This is a genomic window from uncultured Roseibium sp., from assembly GCF_947494555.1.
GTDB lineage: Bacteria > Pseudomonadota > Alphaproteobacteria > Rhizobiales > Stappiaceae > Roseibium.
Map to the genome: position 1 here is coordinate 523,504 of NZ_CANLVF010000005.1, position 17,873 is coordinate 541,376.

General features: G+C 57.2%; 17 protein-coding genes. 9 read left to right on the plus strand and 8 right to left on the minus strand.

Annotation, left to right across the window (positions count from 1 at the left end):
- Positions 1 to 9: 9 nt before the first annotated feature.
- Entirely contained in the window at positions 10 to 1,434 is a 1,425-nt protein-coding gene (gene tldD, locus Q0915_RS24795) for a metalloprotease TldD (protein ID WP_299480420.1), read from the minus strand.
- A gap of 282 nt (positions 1,435 to 1,716) precedes the next feature.
- Between tldD and Q0915_RS24800 the strand changes: the two genes are divergently transcribed.
- From Q0915_RS24800 to Q0915_RS24810, 3 genes are all read left to right on the plus strand, one after another.
- Complete coding sequence (locus Q0915_RS24800) at positions 1,717 to 1,944, plus strand: hypothetical protein (protein ID WP_299480423.1); 228 nt, start codon at positions 1,717 to 1,719, stop codon at positions 1,942 to 1,944.
- Entirely contained in the window at positions 1,941 to 2,168 is a 228-nt protein-coding gene (locus tag Q0915_RS24805) for a hypothetical protein (RefSeq protein WP_299480426.1), read from the plus strand. Before Q0915_RS24800 ends, Q0915_RS24805 begins: the two co-directional genes overlap by 4 nt.
- A 98-nt stretch (positions 2,169 to 2,266) precedes the next feature.
- Positions 2,267 to 2,479 carry a DUF2093 domain-containing protein gene (locus Q0915_RS24810; protein ID WP_299480429.1) on the plus strand — a complete coding sequence of 71 codons (213 nt, stop codon included), beginning with the start codon at positions 2,267 to 2,269 and terminating at the stop codon, positions 2,477 to 2,479.
- A 7-nt stretch (positions 2,480 to 2,486) separates the two neighbouring features.
- Here the strand turns inward: Q0915_RS24810 and lpxK are convergent, their stop codons facing one another.
- The 6 genes from lpxK to Q0915_RS24840 are packed head-to-tail and all read right to left on the minus strand — an operon-like array spanning position 2,487 to position 7,956.
- The gene (gene lpxK, locus Q0915_RS24815) at positions 2,487 to 3,509 is read right to left on the minus strand and encodes a tetraacyldisaccharide 4'-kinase (protein WP_299480432.1); all 1,023 of its coding nucleotides are present in this window, start codon (positions 3,507 to 3,509) and stop codon (positions 2,487 to 2,489) included.
- Entirely contained in the window at positions 3,493 to 4,812 is a 1,320-nt protein-coding gene (locus tag Q0915_RS24820) for a 3-deoxy-D-manno-octulosonic acid transferase (RefSeq protein ID WP_299480435.1), read from the minus strand. The genes lpxK and Q0915_RS24820 overlap by 17 nt, the downstream gene beginning before the upstream one ends.
- Positions 4,805 to 5,503: a lysophospholipid acyltransferase family protein gene (locus Q0915_RS24825; protein ID WP_299480438.1), complete on the minus strand. Its 699-nt coding sequence runs from the start codon at positions 5,501 to 5,503 to the stop codon at positions 4,805 to 4,807. Before Q0915_RS24825 ends, Q0915_RS24820 begins: the two co-directional genes overlap by 8 nt.
- Positions 5,504 to 5,529: 26 nt before the next feature.
- Positions 5,530 to 5,769: a DUF4170 domain-containing protein gene (locus Q0915_RS24830; RefSeq protein ID WP_299480441.1), complete on the minus strand. Its 240-nt coding sequence runs from the start codon at positions 5,767 to 5,769 to the stop codon at positions 5,530 to 5,532.
- 38 nt (positions 5,770 to 5,807) lie between these two features.
- Positions 5,808 to 6,626, minus strand: a complete 819-nt coding sequence (locus Q0915_RS24835; RefSeq protein WP_299480444.1) for a 3'(2'),5'-bisphosphate nucleotidase CysQ — start codon at positions 6,624 to 6,626, stop codon at positions 5,808 to 5,810.
- Positions 6,613 to 7,956, minus strand: a complete 1,344-nt coding sequence (locus Q0915_RS24840; protein WP_299480447.1) for a TldD/PmbA family protein — start codon at positions 7,954 to 7,956, stop codon at positions 6,613 to 6,615. Before Q0915_RS24840 ends, Q0915_RS24835 begins: the two co-directional genes overlap by 14 nt.
- Positions 7,957 to 8,265: 309 nt before the next feature.
- On the opposite strand from Q0915_RS24840, the gene Q0915_RS24845 reads away from it, so the two are divergent.
- Positions 8,266 to 8,856, plus strand: a complete 591-nt coding sequence (locus Q0915_RS24845; RefSeq protein ID WP_299480449.1) for a DUF6101 family protein — start codon at positions 8,266 to 8,268, stop codon at positions 8,854 to 8,856.
- A gap of 50 nt (positions 8,857 to 8,906) precedes the next feature.
- Here Q0915_RS24845 and ubiA read toward each other — a convergent pair whose 3' ends face one another.
- Positions 8,907 to 9,854 carry a 4-hydroxybenzoate octaprenyltransferase gene (ubiA, locus tag Q0915_RS24850; protein WP_299480451.1) on the minus strand — a complete coding sequence of 316 codons (948 nt, stop codon included), beginning with the start codon at positions 9,852 to 9,854 and terminating at the stop codon, positions 8,907 to 8,909.
- A 156-nt stretch (positions 9,855 to 10,010) separates the two neighbouring features.
- Between ubiA and Q0915_RS24855 the strand changes: the two genes are divergently transcribed.
- From Q0915_RS24855 to Q0915_RS24875, 5 genes are all read left to right on the plus strand, one after another.
- A complete protein-coding gene (locus tag Q0915_RS24855) occupies positions 10,011 to 10,895 on the plus strand; it encodes a PEBP family protein (protein WP_299480454.1) in 885 nt (294 codons plus the stop codon).
- Positions 10,896 to 11,068: 173 nt separating this feature from the next.
- The gene (gene purD / locus Q0915_RS24860) at positions 11,069 to 12,352 is read left to right on the plus strand and encodes a phosphoribosylamine--glycine ligase (RefSeq protein WP_299480457.1); all 1,284 of its coding nucleotides are present in this window, start codon (positions 11,069 to 11,071) and stop codon (positions 12,350 to 12,352) included.
- Positions 12,353 to 12,466: 114 nt separating this feature from the next.
- The gene (locus Q0915_RS24865) at positions 12,467 to 13,372 is read left to right on the plus strand and encodes an alpha/beta hydrolase (protein WP_299480460.1); all 906 of its coding nucleotides are present in this window, start codon (positions 12,467 to 12,469) and stop codon (positions 13,370 to 13,372) included.
- Between the two features lie 236 nt (positions 13,373 to 13,608).
- A complete protein-coding gene (locus Q0915_RS24870) occupies positions 13,609 to 16,830 on the plus strand; it encodes an EAL domain-containing protein (RefSeq protein ID WP_299480463.1) in 3,222 nt (1,073 codons plus the stop codon).
- An 87-nt stretch (positions 16,831 to 16,917) separates the two neighbouring features.
- Positions 16,918 to 17,826 (plus strand): patatin-like phospholipase family protein, encoded by a 909-nt coding sequence (locus Q0915_RS24875; RefSeq protein WP_299480466.1) that lies wholly within the window; start codon positions 16,918 to 16,920, stop codon positions 17,824 to 17,826.
- Positions 17,827 to 17,873 lie beyond the last annotated feature (47 nt).

Here is a 17,873-nt window from a genome sequence, read left to right on the forward strand (position 1 = left end):
CGCAGCTTATCAGACCGCCGTTCCGCCGATCGTCATTTCGTTGATGCGCATGGACGGCTGGCCAACGCCGACAGGAACACCTTGTCCCTGCTTTCCACAGATGCCCATGCCCGGGTCGAGCTTCATGTCATTACCGATCATCGAAACGCGGGTGAGCGCATCGGGTCCATTACCGATCAGCATTGCCCCTTTTACAGGCGCACCGACCTTGCCGTTTTCAACACGGTAGGCCTCCGTGCAGGAAAACACGAATTTTCCAGACGTGATGTCGACCTGTCCGCCGCCGAAGGAAACGGCATAGATCCCATCCTTGACGGAACTCAGTATTTCTTCGGGATCCTTGTCACCCGCCATCATCACGGTATTGGTCATGCGCGGCATCGGGATATGCGCGAAGGACTGCCGTCGGCCGTTGCCGGTCGGTTCCATTCCCATCAGCCGCGCATTCTGTCTGTCTTGCATATAGCCTTTCAATATGCCGTCCTCGATCAGAACGGTACGGCTTGCGGGCGTACCCTCGTCGTCAACACTGAGGGATCCGCGCCTGTCCGGGATCGTGCCATCGTCGACGATCGTCACGCCTGGCGAGGCGACTCGCTCGCCCATTAGGCCAGCGAAAGCGGAAGTTTTCTTGCGGTTGAAATCACCTTCCAGACCGTGGCCGACGGCTTCATGAAGGAGGATTCCCGGCCAGCCCGGGCCGAGAACAACATCGAAGGAGCCTGCCGGTGCAGGGACGGCTTCGAGGTTTACCAGTGCCTGGCGCAGCGCTTCGTCAACGCCGCCCTGCCAATTTTCGGTCGTGATGAACTTCTCGAACCCTTCCCGGCCGCCGCAGCCGAATGATCCGCTTTCCTGGCGTTCGTCATTTCCGGCAACGACAGAAATCGAAAGCCGCACCATCGGGCGAACATCGCGTACCAGATGTCCGTCGGCGCGCAGGATTTCCACGACCTGCCAAGAACCTGCGACGGAGGCCGTGACCTGTCTGACGCGCGGGTCTTTTGCTCTCGCATAGGCGTCGATCTCCTGGAGAAGCTTGACCTTCTCCTCGAAACTCGGACCACCAAGCGGGTTTGCGTCGGTGTAAAGCGAGTGGTTTGTGCGCGCTGGTGGGGCGGCGTAGGTTCCCGAGTAGCCTTTCTTGACAGCGCTGACAGCTTCGGCTGCGCGCTTGAGCGCTTGTTCCGAAATGTCACCGGCATGGGCATATCCCGCCGCTTCGCCCGCCACAGCTCTCAGACCGAACCCTTGAGCCGTATCGTAATTCGCGCCCTTGAGCCGCCCGTTGTCAAAAACGAGGCCTTCCGTTTGCCGGTACTCGACAAAAAGCTCACCATCATCTGCACCTGCCAGAGCGTCTTTGGTAATCCGTTTTGCAGCGTCCAGCCCGAGGCCGGACGTTTCGATGAGATCCGTTGTCGAAAGGGTCATTTCTGTATCCTGTCTTCGTCTTCGAAAAAGAAGACGTCCATATGCGCGCTTTTTCAGGCAGCGAATTGATTGTTTGTAACGAACATAGGTGCCTTGCGTCCTTTTTTCACTTCAAAAGCCCAAAAATCCACTTGCGGCTATTTTAACCTGAATATAAAACTCATGTTATCTTCTCCTCCAAAGAGAAGTACTCAATAGCCCCGCCCGTTTCAGGGCCGAGCCAACATCCAAGAAAATTCAACCGAACCGTCACGCTTGACCGCGTGAGGAGAGTGTATTCGCATGTCAGCATCAAAGGGGGTGCCTGCCTCGGGCAGCATCAATTTGTTTCAGGAGCTTGCCGCGCAGCGCGGCGAAGGACTTCATCCGTTTCTTCTTGAAGCCCTGGCGAAAACCGGCTCCGTTTCGGGGCCGCTGGCCGACAGCGAGACGAACAGCGCAAACGTCATTCCTGTGCAGTTTGGCAAGTTGCCGTCGTCCCGCGACGATCAGAAAGAAGCCACCAGATGAATGCCGTTCTTGTTGCAATGCACCTCGTTGCCTGTCAGCCGGACCTTCTGATCTGCCAGGACATGTCGGTGAATTCCAAACGCTGGACTGATGTCGAGACCTGCCGTCAAGACAGGGCTGCGGAAATGTACCGGGTGAAGCGGGCATTGCCGGAACCCGTCGTCGTCATGTCGCGCTGCAGGTATCTCATCGGCAAAGACCGCCGCGGTGCACCTGCATTCTAAGTTGTCTTATTGTTTATTCGTCTGGCGACTTGCCGGGAAGGTGCAAACTACCGTAAAAGACGGCGAGAACCAGTGCAACAGACAGTATACCGGCGACAATGAACCGTTACGAAAACCCGCGCATACCGAGTGAAGCCCGTGTCCGTTACCTGGATGGCGACTATCAGGTTGAAACGCCCGGAACCTTTGTCCGCTGCGCGGTGACTGGTGCCGCCATTCCGCTGGATGAGCTCAAATACTGGTCAGTGGAGCACCAGGAAGCCTATGTCGATGCCAAAGCGTCGATGAAACGGTATCTGGAAACGCGCTGATACGCGTCTAGTTTACGAACGCCCTTGCACGCAACCTCTCCTGGATCAACGCCATTAGCCGTTCAGGAGCCTCTATTTCCATTGCCACATCAAGAACTTCGGCCCGGGCTGCGATCCACCGGAAAAGCTCGCCATTCAAGGTCGCCAGCCGGACCATGTCCTTGGAAGTCGTCACCAGTTGCAGACCTTGATTTTCAGCGTCGGTCAACAAGCTGCTTACATCGGCTTCGGTGTATCGGTGATGGTCGGAAAAGGTCTGTGTTTTCTTGACCCTGTAGCCAAGCTCCTTCAAAGCATTGAAGAATTTCTGCGGACGGCCGATGCCAGCAAATGCGAAGAGATTCACCCCTTCCAGGTTACTGTTGGCCTGCGCGCGAAGATGAGCGTGCAAAATCGGCAGTCCCTTGCGCCCGGCCAAGTGGATAGCCTCGTCTGCAGCCTCACCTTTGCCTACAAGAACAAGACAGTCGGTCCGGATAATCTGCTGATGTGCCGGTGCCCGTAAAGGACCTGCCGGAATGCAGGAACCGTTGCCGAAACCGGTTGCACAATCCACCAGAACGACACTCAGGTCCTTGGCGAGCGACGGGTTCTGAAAGCCGTCATCCATGACAAGGATGTCGACCGGCTGGTTCTCCGCAAGCCGTGCCCCCGCCGCCCTGTCGGAAGACACGATGGTCGGCCCATGCTCTGCCAGAAGCAGTGCTTCATCGCCGACGTCTTCGCTGCCATGCAGCGCCGTGTCGACCAGAACCGGACCTTTTTCCCGGCCGCCATACCCCCGCAACAGGAATGCCGGATTGTGGCCCTCTTCACGCAAGAGGTGCGAAAGTTCGATCGCAAATGGTGTCTTGCCGGTGCCCCCGACAACGAAATTTCCAATACAGATCACAGGAAGACGGCTTTTGGCCCTGGGTTTCGACAACATTCTCCGGCCGGACACCAGACCATAAATCCAACCGGCCGGCATGAGTAAAGACGAAAGGATTGAGCCTGAGGGCTGCCACCAGAAATCAGGAGCCTTCTTCATTGGAAGCCTCCGAAGACTGTCGCAAATTCTCTTTGTTCAAATAGGGGCGCAGCAATTCACGAGACTTGCCGAGCGCACCTCGCCCAGCTTCGACCAGCGTTTTCGCCGTTTGAGCCTGGGTTCGCGCAAGGCCTGCGTCCTTCAGAAGCACTCCAATCTGTCCGGCAAGCATTGAAGGTTCGCTTACCCTGACTGCCGCCCCGCCGCTCCAGAAATCCTTGTAGACCGCGCGTGCGTTTGCGACTTTGGGTCCCGTAACAAGAGCGGATCCTGCCAGTGCGGCTTCAACGGGATTGTGTCCGCCGACGTCAATGAACGATCCCCCCAGGAAGGTAACGGGCGCCAAGCGGTAGAAGAGCCCCATTTCGCCAAGCGTATCACCGAGAAAAACCTGGGTTTCAGGCGTAATTGAATTCCGGGAGCTGCGTGTCACCAGTGAAAAGCCGCGTGATTCAGCTTCCTTTCTGATTTCCTCTGCCCGCGCGGGATGCCTGGGAACAAGAATCAGAAGCAAGTCCGGCATTTCGCGCAGCAATTGCGAAAAGGCGTCAAAAACGATTTCGTCTTCCCCGGGATGCGTCAGGGCCGCCAGCCAGATGGCACGCTTGCTGATCTGCGTCTTTAGCTGCAGGAGCGTTGCTTCGTCTGCGGCCAGCTCGGACGCATCGAATTTCAGGTTGCCCGGCACCTGCACGTTTTTACATCCCAGTTTCCTGAACCGGGCCGCGTCTTCCTGACTTTGAGCAAGGACCATGTCGAGACAATCGAAGATGAACCGGGACGTCTTGGGAACACGCGACCAATTCCTGAGCGACCCGTCAGACAGCCGGCCATTCAGCAGGACGAAAGGCACCGCACGGCGATTCAATTCATCGAACAGGCACGGCCAGATTTCCGATTCGACAACCATTGCCAGATCGGGAGACCAGTGATCGAGAAAACGCTTCAGGGGAGCTGGAGCATCATAGGGTACAAACTGGTGCATTGCCCCGTCCGGGAGGCGCTTTGCGGCCAACTCGGAAGCGGTCACGGTTACGGTCGTCAGCAAAACCGTGTGCCCCTCGGCGGTCAGTGTTTCTATAAGTGCCAGGGCTGACGTCGTCTCGCCGACGCTCGCCGCATGGATCCAGATCAGGCTTCCGTTCGGGCGCGCAATCGACGATCTGCCGAAACGCTCCTGTTTGCGTTCCGGAATTTCCTTGCCCGATCGGCTTCTTGTCCAGAAGAGTATATGAAACAGCGGCGACAGTGCCTGTGCGGCCGCAAGGTAGAGACTGAGCAGGATGGGTCTTTGCTCAGCCATTCGCCCTGCCGACGAGTTGGTAGGCATGCCTGGTTGCCGCATTCAAACCGTCTTCGACCTGCTTTCGATAGCTCTCGAGCGCTTCATCCTCAGTGTCGCCTGGGACCCAGATCATGTCGCCGACTGCAATGCTGCCTTTTCCGAAGGGTAAGTTTACGCTTGCCTTGTCCCAGCTGTTAAGCTCAATGCTTCTGCTGGTGGCAACGGCAACTGGCAATATCGGACGTCCAGAGTGTTTCGCCAACTGTACGATGCCTTCGCCCGCGACACGCGCCGGCCCTTTGGGGACATCGGCGGTCATGGCAATGCTGTAGCCGTCCTTCAACGCTCTTACAGCTTCGATGAAACCACGCATTCCGCCGCGTTTCTTGATCTGGCGCGCGTTTTTTCCACCGGAGGCCCTGATCAGACCGAGCCCGAACTTGCTTGCCGCAATGGCATTGACTTCGCCGTCTGCAGATCTGGAAATCATGACTTTGGCGGGCCAGTGTGCCGGTTTCGCGAAAGGGACCATGAAGTGCTGACCGTGCCACATTGCCACGATAACGGGCAGTTGCTTTTCGGTCTCGTCGTGTACGCCTTCCGGTACAACAACAAAACGGTTGGTATGGTAGACCAGCTTCAGGTAACCCGCGAGAGCGGAGCCCACACACGAAAGTACCCAGGGTTGGCGGCCAAGGCGTTTGATCATTTTTGTTATCGCCTGCGTTTACGTGTCTATGTTGCCGTTTCCGGATCCAGCAGACGGTGCATGTGAACGATAAAGTACCGCATGTGGGCGTTGTCCACGGTCGCCTGGGCTTTCGCCTTCCAGGCTGCATAAGCTTCCGCATAGTTCGGATAGATGCCGACGATATCCAGCTCGTCCAGATCCCGGAACGTCAGCCCTTCCGGTGTTTCCAGTTCACCGCCGAAAACCAGGTGCAAAAGCTGTTTGGGAGCGTCAGTCTCGCTCATAAGCGTCCTCGCTGAGTTCATCCGGGCATCACGGCTGCTTATCGGATTATGTCCTTAAGCACCGCGCACACTGGTCCTATAAGCGTGGTTGATGCTGCGATCAATGCCGGGTGACCCGTCCGGGCACGATTATAGGTCAATGGCTGTCCGGAAAGGCCCATGACAGAGCCACCGGCTTCCTCGACCAGAAGGTCCGCCGCAGCAAGATCCCAGTCGCTTGGCCCGCCACGCGCCGCGCCGACATCGATGCGGCCGGCAGCCACCATCACGAGCCTGTAGGCCAGGGATCTCAGGATTTCCGCTTTCTCAAATCCCGCCGCAATCACGTCCGTGTTCGAGACAATCGAATGCGTTCCGGTCAAAGTCGCGCCGGCAATCTCTTTCTTTTCAGATACCTTGATTTCAGTGCCGTTCAGCCATGCGCCACCACCTCTGCACGCCAGGAACATCTCATTGCGACAGGGACAAAATACGCTGCCTGCGATCGGGCGTCCGTCTTCGACAACGGCAAGCGAGATTGTCCATTCGTCGCCTCCGGCCAGGAATGCCCGCGTGCCGTCTATCGGGTCGACGATGAATACGCGGCTGCAGGAAAGGCGCGCCTTGTCATCCGCGGTCTCCTCAGACAACCAGCCATAGTCTGGTCGGGCAGAGGTCAGTCTGTCGGCAAGAAAACGGTCGACGGCGATATCCGCCTCCGACACCGGGGACTCATTACCCTTTCCCTTGTACCAGGTCTCAAGCCCCTGCCCGAAGAAACTCAGAGCAAGTTCGCCAGCCTGACGGGCCGCCGTTTCCAGTAGTTGAAGATCCGCTTGAAGGTCCTTGTCGCGTATGCTCTGGTCAGCTTCCCGCAAGCGCCATTCCTTCGATCAAAACAGAGGGCGTTGCCGCGGAATACCGGTTGTCGAGATCGCTTCCTGGGACCAGTCGCTTGAACATGTCGTTGAGATTGCCGGCGATGGTTATCTCGCTGACCGGCTCCACGATTTCGCCGTTTTCGAACCAGAAGCCCGCAGCGCCGCGCGAGTAATCCCCCGTTACACCGTTAACGCCATGGCCGATAAGGTCGGAAACGAGCAAGCCGCTTCCTGCATCTGACATAAGCTCTTCAAGAGACTTCTCGCCCGGCATCAAGGTGACATTCGTGCCCCCCGGGGACGTTCCGCTGCCGCTGCGATGCGCGCGGCCGTTGGGGCTAAGCCCAAGTTCGCGGGCCGAGGCACCGTCGAGAAACCAGTGACTGAGCACGCCGTCTTCAATAACGTTCAATACAGATGCGGCGGTTCCCTCGCCATCAAATGGTCTGGTGGCAGCACCGCGTCGCTTGAAGGGGTCATCAACAACCTGAATTCCAGGCGCGAAAACCGCGTCCCCCATTCTGTCCTTGAGAAAACTCGTCTTGCGGGCAATCGAAGCGCCGTTTATCGCGCCGGTCAGATGGCCCAGAATGCTCCTGGCCGCGCGTGCCTCGTAAATCACATCGGTCGTTCGCGTCGACAGTTTCTGCGGGTTCAGCCGGCGAACGGCCCGTTCGCCCGCTCTCCTGCCGATCTCAGCCGGCCTGTCGAGATCTTCAAAGAAAGTCCTGCTGTCAAAATCGTAGTCCCGCTCCATCGCGGTGCCATCTCCGGCGACCGCCGTCATGGCGATGCCGTGCCGGGAGGACATGTACGCGCCCTGGAACCCGTGGCTTGTCGCCAGAACAACACCGGCCAACCGCCAGGATGCTCCTGCGCCGCCGGATTTGCTCACACCATTTACGGCAAGTCCCGCTTCCTCGGCTTCCAGCGCGATTTCCGTCAGTGATTCAGCCGTCATTTCACGGCTGTCGAGAAGCTCCAGGTCAGGCAATTGCTTCACCAGCAGGTCCTGGTCGGCCAGACCTGCATAAGGATCTTCCGGAGCCACCTTGGCCATAGCGATCGCGCGTTCGGCAAGCGTTTGCGGATCGTCCATCTGATTGGCGGAGACGGCCGCTGTGCGCCTGCCGACAAATACACGCAAGGTGACATCGTCGCCCTCCGCACGCTCGGTTTCCTCAACCTTGCCTTCTCTGACGTCCACCGACAGTGAAACGCCGGTCACCGCAACGGCGTCACAGGCATCAGCCCCGGCCTTTCGGGCGGCCTCGACGAGACGGACAGCGCGAGACTGCAATTCGCTTTGATCAATAACTTCTGACATTCAATCCGCCTTAACGGGTTTGTTAGTTTCAGCCCCACTCCGGCTGTTGTTTACGCCCAGCTTCGGAGCCGCGCAACAATTTGCGGCAAATCGCAACCGTATGTGATCCCGAAACCCTTTGATCCAGTTCCCGAATTCCGTCGCGCCCCAATTTAACCACAGGCGTGAACAGTCCGTTCTCATCGCGCTTACACTCCGGTAACCCTCTTTGAAATCAGAGTTTTTTAACTTTGTATCTTAAGTGGTTCACGACCTTTGTGCGCTAGCTTTGCGTGCATCAAGAGACCAAAAGGTCCGACGGAGAGTCATTTGAGACGTCAAACAGAAATACAGGTGCCGAACACGGCCGGGGATAATGCAGAAACAATACTGCACCCCGGCTGTCTCCCGGTCCGATTTGAACAAAGACTCGAATCCCGACCCGGAACACCTTCGCTTCCCGCGGAAATCTTCCTTGACCAGAACAGGGTCATCATCAAGCGGCGTGTTGCCGGCGTCCCCGTCAGGGTGGTCGTGCCATCAAGCGCCTTCGACGGTGTCATGGTTCGTATCGTTCCAGGATCGTCGCCCGGAAACATCTCCGCGGCCTTGATCCTGAAACACCCTGACAGTGCGCTGTCGATCACACTGGCGGAGACCGAGACTTCAGACGAACTCGCCGTTCTGTGGAGCCGTTGGGCGGAGACGCTCAAACTTCCCATGCTCGTGTGTGATCTCGGCGGCGAGGTCAAGCCGATCGAGGCGTTCAGCGCCACACCGGCTGCCGGACCGGCCCCGCGCCGCAAGTTACGCCTTCTTACGGGCCGCCGTCCGCGTTTCCTCAACAAGAGGGCACCGGGTCGAACAAACCGCTCGCGCGAAAATTTCGCGAATGAGCGTGAAATCATCGCGCGCACCTGAGCCAATACTACCTTGAGCTATGCGGCGATGGCCGCGTTGAAGACGTTGTCTCAAAGACCGGCGCCGATGAGCGCATCTGCGACAAAGCCCGCGAACAGGATCCAGCCGTAAGTGCCGTTGGATCGGAAGAGCTTGAGGCACTGGTCCCCATCGTCGATATCCAGAACAACTATTTGCCATCCCAGATGTACCATCCCTGCCAGGATTCCGGCAAAAGCAGCAGGCCCCGCATCAGCAAGAACCGCCGCTGAAGCGAAAAACAACGTGGCAAGTCCATAAAGCGCGATGAGGGCCGGTTTCGTCCGGGTTCCGAATAGACGCGCCGTCGATTTCACACCAACAAGCGCGTCATCCTCTTTGTCCTGATGGGCGTAGATCGTGTCATATCCGATAGTCCAGCAGATTCCGCCGAGATAAAGGAGCACTGGCGCAAGCGACAGCGATCCGAACTCCGCCGCCCAGCCCATGAATGCGCCCCAGGAAAACGCGAAGCCCAGAAACAGCTGCGGCCAGTTCGTGATGCGTTTCATGAACGGGTAAATCGCCACCGGCACGAGTGAAACGATGCCCAAAACGATCGAAAAGGTGTTGAACTGCAGGAGAACCAACAGACCGATGAGCGCTTGTACGACCAGAAAAACCTTGGCCTGCGTCCGGCTGACCTGCCCGGCAGGAATGGGCCTTGATCGTGTTCGCTCAACCTGGGCATCGATGTTCACATCGACAATGTCGTTATAGGTGCACCCGGCCCCGCGCATTGCAACGGCACCGGCAAAAAACAGGAAAAGATGCCATATATTCGGAAAGCTGTTTCCGGCCGCAATGGCGGCAAGCGCCGCGGACCACCAGCAAGGCCACAAAAGCAACCACCAACCGATCGGCCGCTCCCACCTTGCGAGCCTTGCATAGGGACGCAGAGCAGCGGGCAGTTTCGTATCGACCCAATGCCGCTTGACCGCATCTGCGACCGGTCCGGTGTCCTTGGTGGAAAAAAACATTGTGCACCCTCTTCGAATTCGGACCTTCTACAGACATTGGCGATGGATTACACGCGGCAAGTAGCCATAGTGTCATCGTCGTGGGTTATGGGTTCAGCAGCAGTGCAAAGCATCGTTTGCCGCTTCTGAACAAAGTCTATCAAGACGGAGTACACTGTGGTCTTTCCACTCAGACATCTGGGAACTGCCTTTTTTGCAATCGCGCTAGGTCTTGTGAACGCGTCAACCGTTTCCATTGCACAAGATCCTCCGCCTCCGCCGCCGCGTCCAGGCGACGCTTCGCCGCCCCCCAGACCTGGAGACGGAAACCCGCCGCCACCGCGTCCCGGCTCGGGACCACCTCCACCGCGCCCTGCGGACAGCGCCAGGCCGCCAGAACCGGAAGGCGGAGCCCCGCCACCGCGACCTGGAGGCAGGGATGTCAACGAAACCACTCTGGATACAACCGGCACGCACAAAATCCGTGCGGAAGTCTGGGTCGACAATTGGTTCAAGCTCTACATCAACGGAAACGAGCTGATCGAAGACAGTGTGCCGATCACGACGGAGCGCTCCTTCAATGCAGAGAGGTTCGAATTCGAGGCGGATCTGCCAATGACAATCGCGTTCGAGTTTCGCGATTTCATGGAAAACACAACCGGTCTGGAGTATATCGGCTCCCGGCGTCAACAGATGGGTGACGGCGGCACAATCGCTCAGTTCCGGGATCTTGCAAGCGGCGACCTCCTGGCGGCAAGCGGCCCCGACTGGCGCTGTCAGGTCGTGCAGTCCGCACCCGCCGACCGGTCCTGCGAACGCGAAGAAAGTCCCGACGTGTCCCTTCCCAATTGCGCTGAAACGCTCACGTCGGTGCCGAGCGACTGGATGCAACCCGGGTTCGACGACAGCTCGTGGCCAGCAGCCGTGGTCCATCGTGAATCAGAAGTCAGGCCAAAGGACGGTTACGACCGGATCGACTGGGCTCCGTCGGCAAAACTCATCTGGGGTGCTGATCTGGAAAAGGACAATGTTCTTTATTGCCGCACAACCGTTGGAAACTGAATTGGAAGGCGTATCACCGACCGGACGGGAACGTTGAGCCATGCTGACGGCCGCTAGGCGCGGTGAGCGTCCGATTGCAGGAATCGGGGGGGCCGTGTTAGACCCCGCGTGAAAGCGTTGGCCCGTTCCGTACCGGGCCAGCTAAAACGACCGTATCAAGAGACCTGCGATTTATGAATATCCTGCTTATCGGCTCCGGCGGGCGTGAACACGCTCTCGCTTGGGCTCTGGCAAAATCTCCCAGACTCACAAAACTCCTTGTGGCGCCCGGAAATGCGGGTATCGCCGAAGTTGCCGAACTCGTTGCGCTGGATGTCGAAAATCATGACGCCGTGATCGCGTTTTGCCAGACCGAGCAGATCGACCTTGTCGTGGTCGGTCCTGAAGCGCCCTTGGTCGCCGGTTTGGTCGATGATCTGGAAAGAGCGGGTATCAAGGCCTTCGGCCCCAGCAAGGCAGCCGCGCAACTGGAAGGCTCCAAGGCCTTTACCAAGGGTGTTTGTGACGAGGCTGGTATTCCGACGGCCGGATACGGGCGATTTGTCAATCTGGACGACGCACTCGCCTACATCAAAGCCAAAGGGGCTCCCATTGTGGTCAAGGCAGATGGCCTTGCTGCCGGAAAAGGCGTGGTCGTCGCCATGTCAGAGCAGGAGGCAGAGGACGCGGTTGCGGCCTGTTTCGACGGTTCATTCGGTGACGCGGGTGCGGAAGTGGTCATAGAGGAGTTCCTCGAAGGCGAAGAGGCAAGTTTCTTTGTGCTTTCGGACGGCATCAACGCTCTGCCGCTTGCGACGGCGCAGGACCACAAACGGGTTCTTGACGGCGACACCGGTCCCAACACCGGGGGTATGGGCGCCTATTCGCCTGCACCTGTAATGACACAAGACCTGATTTCGCAGGTGATGGACGAGATCATCCACCCGACTATCAGGACGCTGGCGGACCGTGGAACACCATTCAAAGGCGTTCTTTATGCCGGCCTCATGATCACGTCCGCAGGCCCGAAGCTGATTGAGTACAACACCCGCTTCGGCGATCCGGAGTGCCAGGTACTGGTGATGCGCCTGACGAGCGATCTGTTGGATCTCCTTGTGGCAAGCGTTGATGGAACCTTGTCTGACCAGCAGGCTGAGTGGCATGCGGACAGCGCCCTGACAGTAGTCATGGCCTCTAATGGGTATCCGGCTTCCTACAAAAAAGGCACGGAAATCCGCGGTTTGGAATATGCCGGTTCTGACACGGTCGAAGTCTTTCATGCGGGCACAAAGCGCGAAGAAGACCGGCTGCTGGCCGTTGGCGGCCGGGTTCTGAACGTCACCGCTTTGGGAAGCACCGTAGGCGCGGCCAAGACGCGTGCCTATGCAGCAATCGAGAAGATCGATTGGCCGGAGGGTTTTTGCCGCAGCGACATTGGCTGGCGCGCTATTGAGCGGGAAACAAAACTCAAATCCTGAGGTTTCAAGCCGACGGGCGGGTCGGCAGGAACATTCCAGGCGGGTGGCAATCGCGCTTTGCCCTCCGCGTGTCGCGAAGTTAGGGTGCTTTCGGAGTTTGCGCGGGAGAATGATTTGAAATCAGATTTACCGGATCTCTTCCCCGGCTTTGAAACAAAGGTCGTACAGGCGAACCAGACCGGATTGTTCTGCCGGGTCGGCGGGTCCGGCCCGCCGTTGCTCCTGCTGCACGGTTATCCGCAATCCCACGTGATCTGGCACGAGATGGCGCCTGAGCTTGCCGAGCATTTCACACTCGTGATGCCCGATCTGCCGGGATACGGGTCATCATCCGTTCCAGCCGTATCTGCTACTCACGAAGCTTATTCGAAACGCGTCATGGCATCCGCCATGCGTGAACTGATGCGCACGCTTGGCCATGACCACTTTTTCGTGGCCGGTCACGATCGCGGCGGACGGGTTGCCTACAGGCTCGCACTTGACCATCCGGAAACCGTCCCGAGACTGGCCGTACTCGATATCCTGCCCACATCCGACTACTGGGACCGCCTTGACCGTGCTTTCGGGCTCAAGGTTTATCACTGGATGTTTCTCGCACAGCCCTTTCCATTTCCGGAGAAGATGATTGCGGCTGCGCCAATCCGCTATCTCGAGCACACGTTGGCAAGCTGGACCGCCGGCAAGAATCTCGACTGCTTCACACCGGGAGCCCTCAAGCACACAAGGCGCTGGTTTTGCGAACCGGACCGGATCTCGGCCTGCTGCGAAGACTACAGAGCCGGGGCGACAATCGACTATGAGCACGACCGTGCGGATCAAGAAAGCGGCAAGACGATACAGGGCAGCTTGCTCGCACTATGGGGTGACAAAGGCATCGCGATGAGCGTGGATGACCCCTTGGCCGTCTGGCGCACCTGGTGCCCGCATGTTCAAGGACGCTCCCTTCCCTGCGGCCATTTTCTTCCCGAAGAAGCCTCCAAGGAAACGGCGGCGGCGCTTCGTGCTTTTTTCAGTGATTGATCTGTTTTTATTTAAATAAAATTCGAATTACTTGTTCCGAAATCGAAATAACGCGTGTTATTTTCCCTCTAAAATTGCATTTCTTCTCTCGAAAGGCGAATTTTCGCTTAATGCCTCTTAAGAATTTCATTCAATGCAATTTAACTATTTTATTTTATTAATAAAAATGGCAGTGACAGCTTGCATCAGCATGCGGAGACAAGACATCCGGCAGCCGAGCGTGGGCATCCTGACCAGTGAGTTCGCAGCTTCGGCTGCCGGGGGTGTTTGTGCTGGAATTTGGCGATCGAGAGGCGGCGAAAGGCGGCGAGCTGCAGGGGCATCACCCGCGCAGGAACGAACGCGTCACCTTTCTTGACCGTATCGTTGAACGCCTTTGTCCGGATGACCAGAATTTCGAACAACCGCTCCGGATAATCTTCCTGTCGTTCCTGGCGGTGACCGTTTTTGTTCTCACGGTGCAGATCATCGTTTCGGAATACCGCAATCTGCGGGGACCGCAGGACGCAATTGTCGCGACGGCGGAACGCATTTTGATGCAGCAAAAGGCGCTCGGATCGCACGCAATTGATGAAATTGTCAGTGCAATCGAAGAAGACGCCGAGCTCCAAATGGCAATCCAGGCCAAGGACACGGGCACAATCCAGCAGTTTGCCGCCGACGTCACAACCGGAACCTTTGACGACCTCAATATCCTGGCTTTGGACATATTCGCCGCCGACGGAACAAAGCTTTCCGAAGCACCCGGCTCGGCGCCTCAGTCTGTATCTCGGCCGGCCATCAATGCTGACAAAAATTCAGTTTTGGACGGCCAAAGCGGCGGCATCGAGCTTGGTCCCGGCAATCGCTTTGCGGTTACTGTGGTCAAGCCTTGGCTTTCCAATGATCAATTGCAAGGCTATTTGAAAATTGCGATCGATATTGAGAATTCCCTGGCGCTTGCAAGCACGGCACTGGACGCGAAAATCGTCAAGATTTGCGAATTGACCGGCCCTGGAAAGGGAAGGACCAGCTCCACAACATTCAAGGTCCTTGGAAACCTTTCACCCGCGGGCATGAACCTTGATGCGTTTACAGCCGGCGCACAGGATCTGGCGCGCATCCATCCGTTTTATCTGCAGGACAGCAGGATCTTCATGGTCCGCGACCTGCCAATTGCCGTGGCGCAAAGCGATCACGAATTCAAACTGCTGCTGGTCAAGGACATCACGGGAAATGTCTGGGCGTTCTTCAACGGTGTCATCATTTCCGTTCTGGTCGGTGTCGGCCTGTCCTTGATCGCGTGGGCGGTCATTCACCGGTTGTTGTCGCGGCTGCAGAACTCCGTCCAGGTGACACGGGAGCGATTGGAAGCAGAAGTTCGCGACTATACGGACAAGCTTGAAAACAATGCCTCAAAGCTTCTGGAGGCTCAACGTATCGCGACCGTAGGAAGCTGGGAACGCGACGTTGCCACGAACGAGGTCAGTGCGACGGAAGAGTATTTCCGGATCATGAATATTCCGTCGGGATTGCCGTCGAACGAAATCATTGAACGGGTCTATTCCCAAATTCCCGAACACGAAGCGCAAGCCGCGAAACTGATGGTTCAAAACGCGATTGACACGTGCGGCGAATTCGACTTCGAACACTCACTGGTGACCGGTGCCGAACCGCCCCGCGCGCTCCACATTCGCGGTTACGTGCTACCTGGTCCAGACGGAAACGGTGCCCGGGTCGTTGGCACGGTTCATGACATTACCGAGCGCACCCAGGCAGAACAGAAGAACAACCTTCTGGCCGATATTCTGGAATCGTCTTTGAACGAGATTTATATCGTCGAGGCGGAAACCTTCCGCATTGAGCATGCCAACAAATGTGCTCTCAACAATCTCGGCTACCAGATCGGCGAACTCAAGTCCCTGCGCCTGTGGGACGTGAATCCGCTCTATAACAAGGAAGCGATCCAGCATCAGGTGAGACCCCTCCTGAGCGGAGAGCTTGAAGGCATTGCCGCAGAGAGCCTTCACAAGCGCCGAGACGGGTCCGAATATCCCGTCGATCTTCGCGTGCAATTGTTCAAGGACAAGGACCATACGCTCTTCGTCATCATTGCAAATGATGTGACGGAGCGCGTGATGCGAGAAACCGAAACCCGGGAGGCAAGGGTACGTGCGGAGCGCCTCGCCTATTTCGACCAGCTGACGAAACTGTCCAACCGCGCCGGATGCCAGCGCGATGCGAAACATCGCTTTGCACAAGACGACAAGCCGGCGTTTATCGTTCATGTCGATATGGATAACTTCAAACGGGTGAACGACACGCTCGGTCACCTCGCGGGAGACTATTGCCTGGAAGAAACGGGACGCAGATTGCGGGAAGTCTCTCGAGGTCTTGCAACAGCCTACCGTTGGGGCGGTGACGAATTCGTCGTCATTGCGGAATCCAGTACATCCGACCCCAATGAGCTGTGCGAGCGTGCGCGGCGCCTCATGCGCCTGCCGATGGATTTCAACGGCCATCGTTTCTGGCCAACGGTCAGCATGGGAATAGCGCTTTGCCCTGAAGACTCGACCAATTTCGAAGACCTGCTTTTCAACGCCGACCTTGCGCTCTACCAGTCAAAGGATAACGGCAAAGACCGCTTCACATTCTTCAGGCAAAGCATGAAGACGGAGAGCGAAACAGAGGCAAGGATCGAGCGGGAACTCCAAAAGGCCGTCAAGGAAAACCAGTTTTTCACGGTTTTCCAACCACAGGTTAACTTGCGGTCTCAAAGCATAACCGGCATCGAGGCTCTAATACGCTGGGATCACCCCGATCGGGGCGTCTTGTCACCTGGAGAATTTCTGCCGATCGTCGAACGGACAAGCCTTGCTCCGCTCATAGGTGAAATCATCATCGACCGGGCGCTCGCGGCCGCTCGATACTGGCTCGACTCCGGTCTGGATTTCGGGCGCATCTCCGTCAACGTATCGCCTGCCCATCTGGCGTCCGGCATGCTCGTGGATCATTTCAAGGCGGGAATGAAGAGGTACCAGATCGAGCCTGACCGGATCACCGCCGAAGTTCTTGAATCCGTTTTCCTGAGCGACAATCCCTCAGGTCACATTGCTGCGCTTCGGGAATTGTTCGAACTCGGCGTTCATATCGAACTTGACGACTTCGGTACAGGTTACGCTTCGCTTACACATGTCGCCGATCTGCCGATCAACGGCCTCAAGATCGATAAATCGTTCACCAACCAGATGATCGACGATCCGCGAAAGGAAGCTGTCGTCAACCAGCTGATCCACCTGGCACGATCACTGAATATTGCAGTCGTCTGCGAAGGGGTGGAAACGGAGGCGCAATACGATCGGCTGCGGATGATGGGCGATTTTTCCATCCAGGGATACCTGATCGCAGAACCGATGCCGCTGGACCAAATGACCGAATGGATGACCGAAGCATCCGACGACCTTTATTTTGTTATCTGACATACCAAGGCTCTTGCCTTCTCGCCATTCCGCCAGCAACACCAGTTTCAATGCGTCGACGTCTTGGCAAGTTCCGGGAAGACCCCCATGTTCGGGGAAGTCTGCCTTGAAAGGAATGCGGAACGCATGGCCGCAATATCGTCGACTATCCGAACCGCCCCTCGAATCGGCCTGGCTCTTGGCGGCGGCGGTGCGCGCGGCCTTGCGCATATTCCCGTTCTAGAAGCTTTCGACGACCTGGGCGTCAAACCCACTCTGATCACCGGCACTTCGATAGGGGCCATAATCGGTGCAGCCTACGCAAGCGGCCACAACGGCGAAAAAATCAGGGAAATTGCACTGGAAACTTTTGCAGATCGCAATAGCGTGCTTGCGAAAGTCTGGCAGCTGCGGCCCAGACGTTTTTCAGAAATGTTCCGTCCCGGTCTCGTCCAGTTCGACCCGGTACGTGTTCTGGAGGTCTTCGTTTCGGAGCACCTGCCGGGGACCTTCGAAGAGTTGGATATCCCGCTGCGCCTGCTCGCAACAGACTTCTACGGCTGCGAAGAAGTCGACTTCGAAAGAGGCCGTCTCCTTCCCGCCATGGCGGCGTCGATAGCAATTCCCACCATCTTTCGACCCGTCAGACACGAAGGCCGGTTCCTGATCGATGGCGGTGTCGTCAATCCGCTGCCCTTTGACGGCTTGCGCGGCAGTTGCGACATTGTCGTCGCGGTGGACGTTGTCGGTGCACCCGTCCCGCACCCCGACAAGCCGGACATCAACATGCTGGATTCGCTGTTCGGCTCCGCACAGATCCTCATGCAGACAATCACAGCCCAGAAACTGAAATTTGAACAACCCGACATCCTGATTCGTCCGCCGCATGACAAGACGGGTGTTCTGGATTTCATGAAGGCTGAGCGCATTCTGGACAATGCAGAATCGCTTCGGGCGACGACGCGAGAGAAGTTGGCCGAATTGTTGGAGGAAGTACCGAGAGTTACTTCAATATGATATAAGTATATTTGACCATTGTGTCGTCTTTTATTGTAAATATCGCG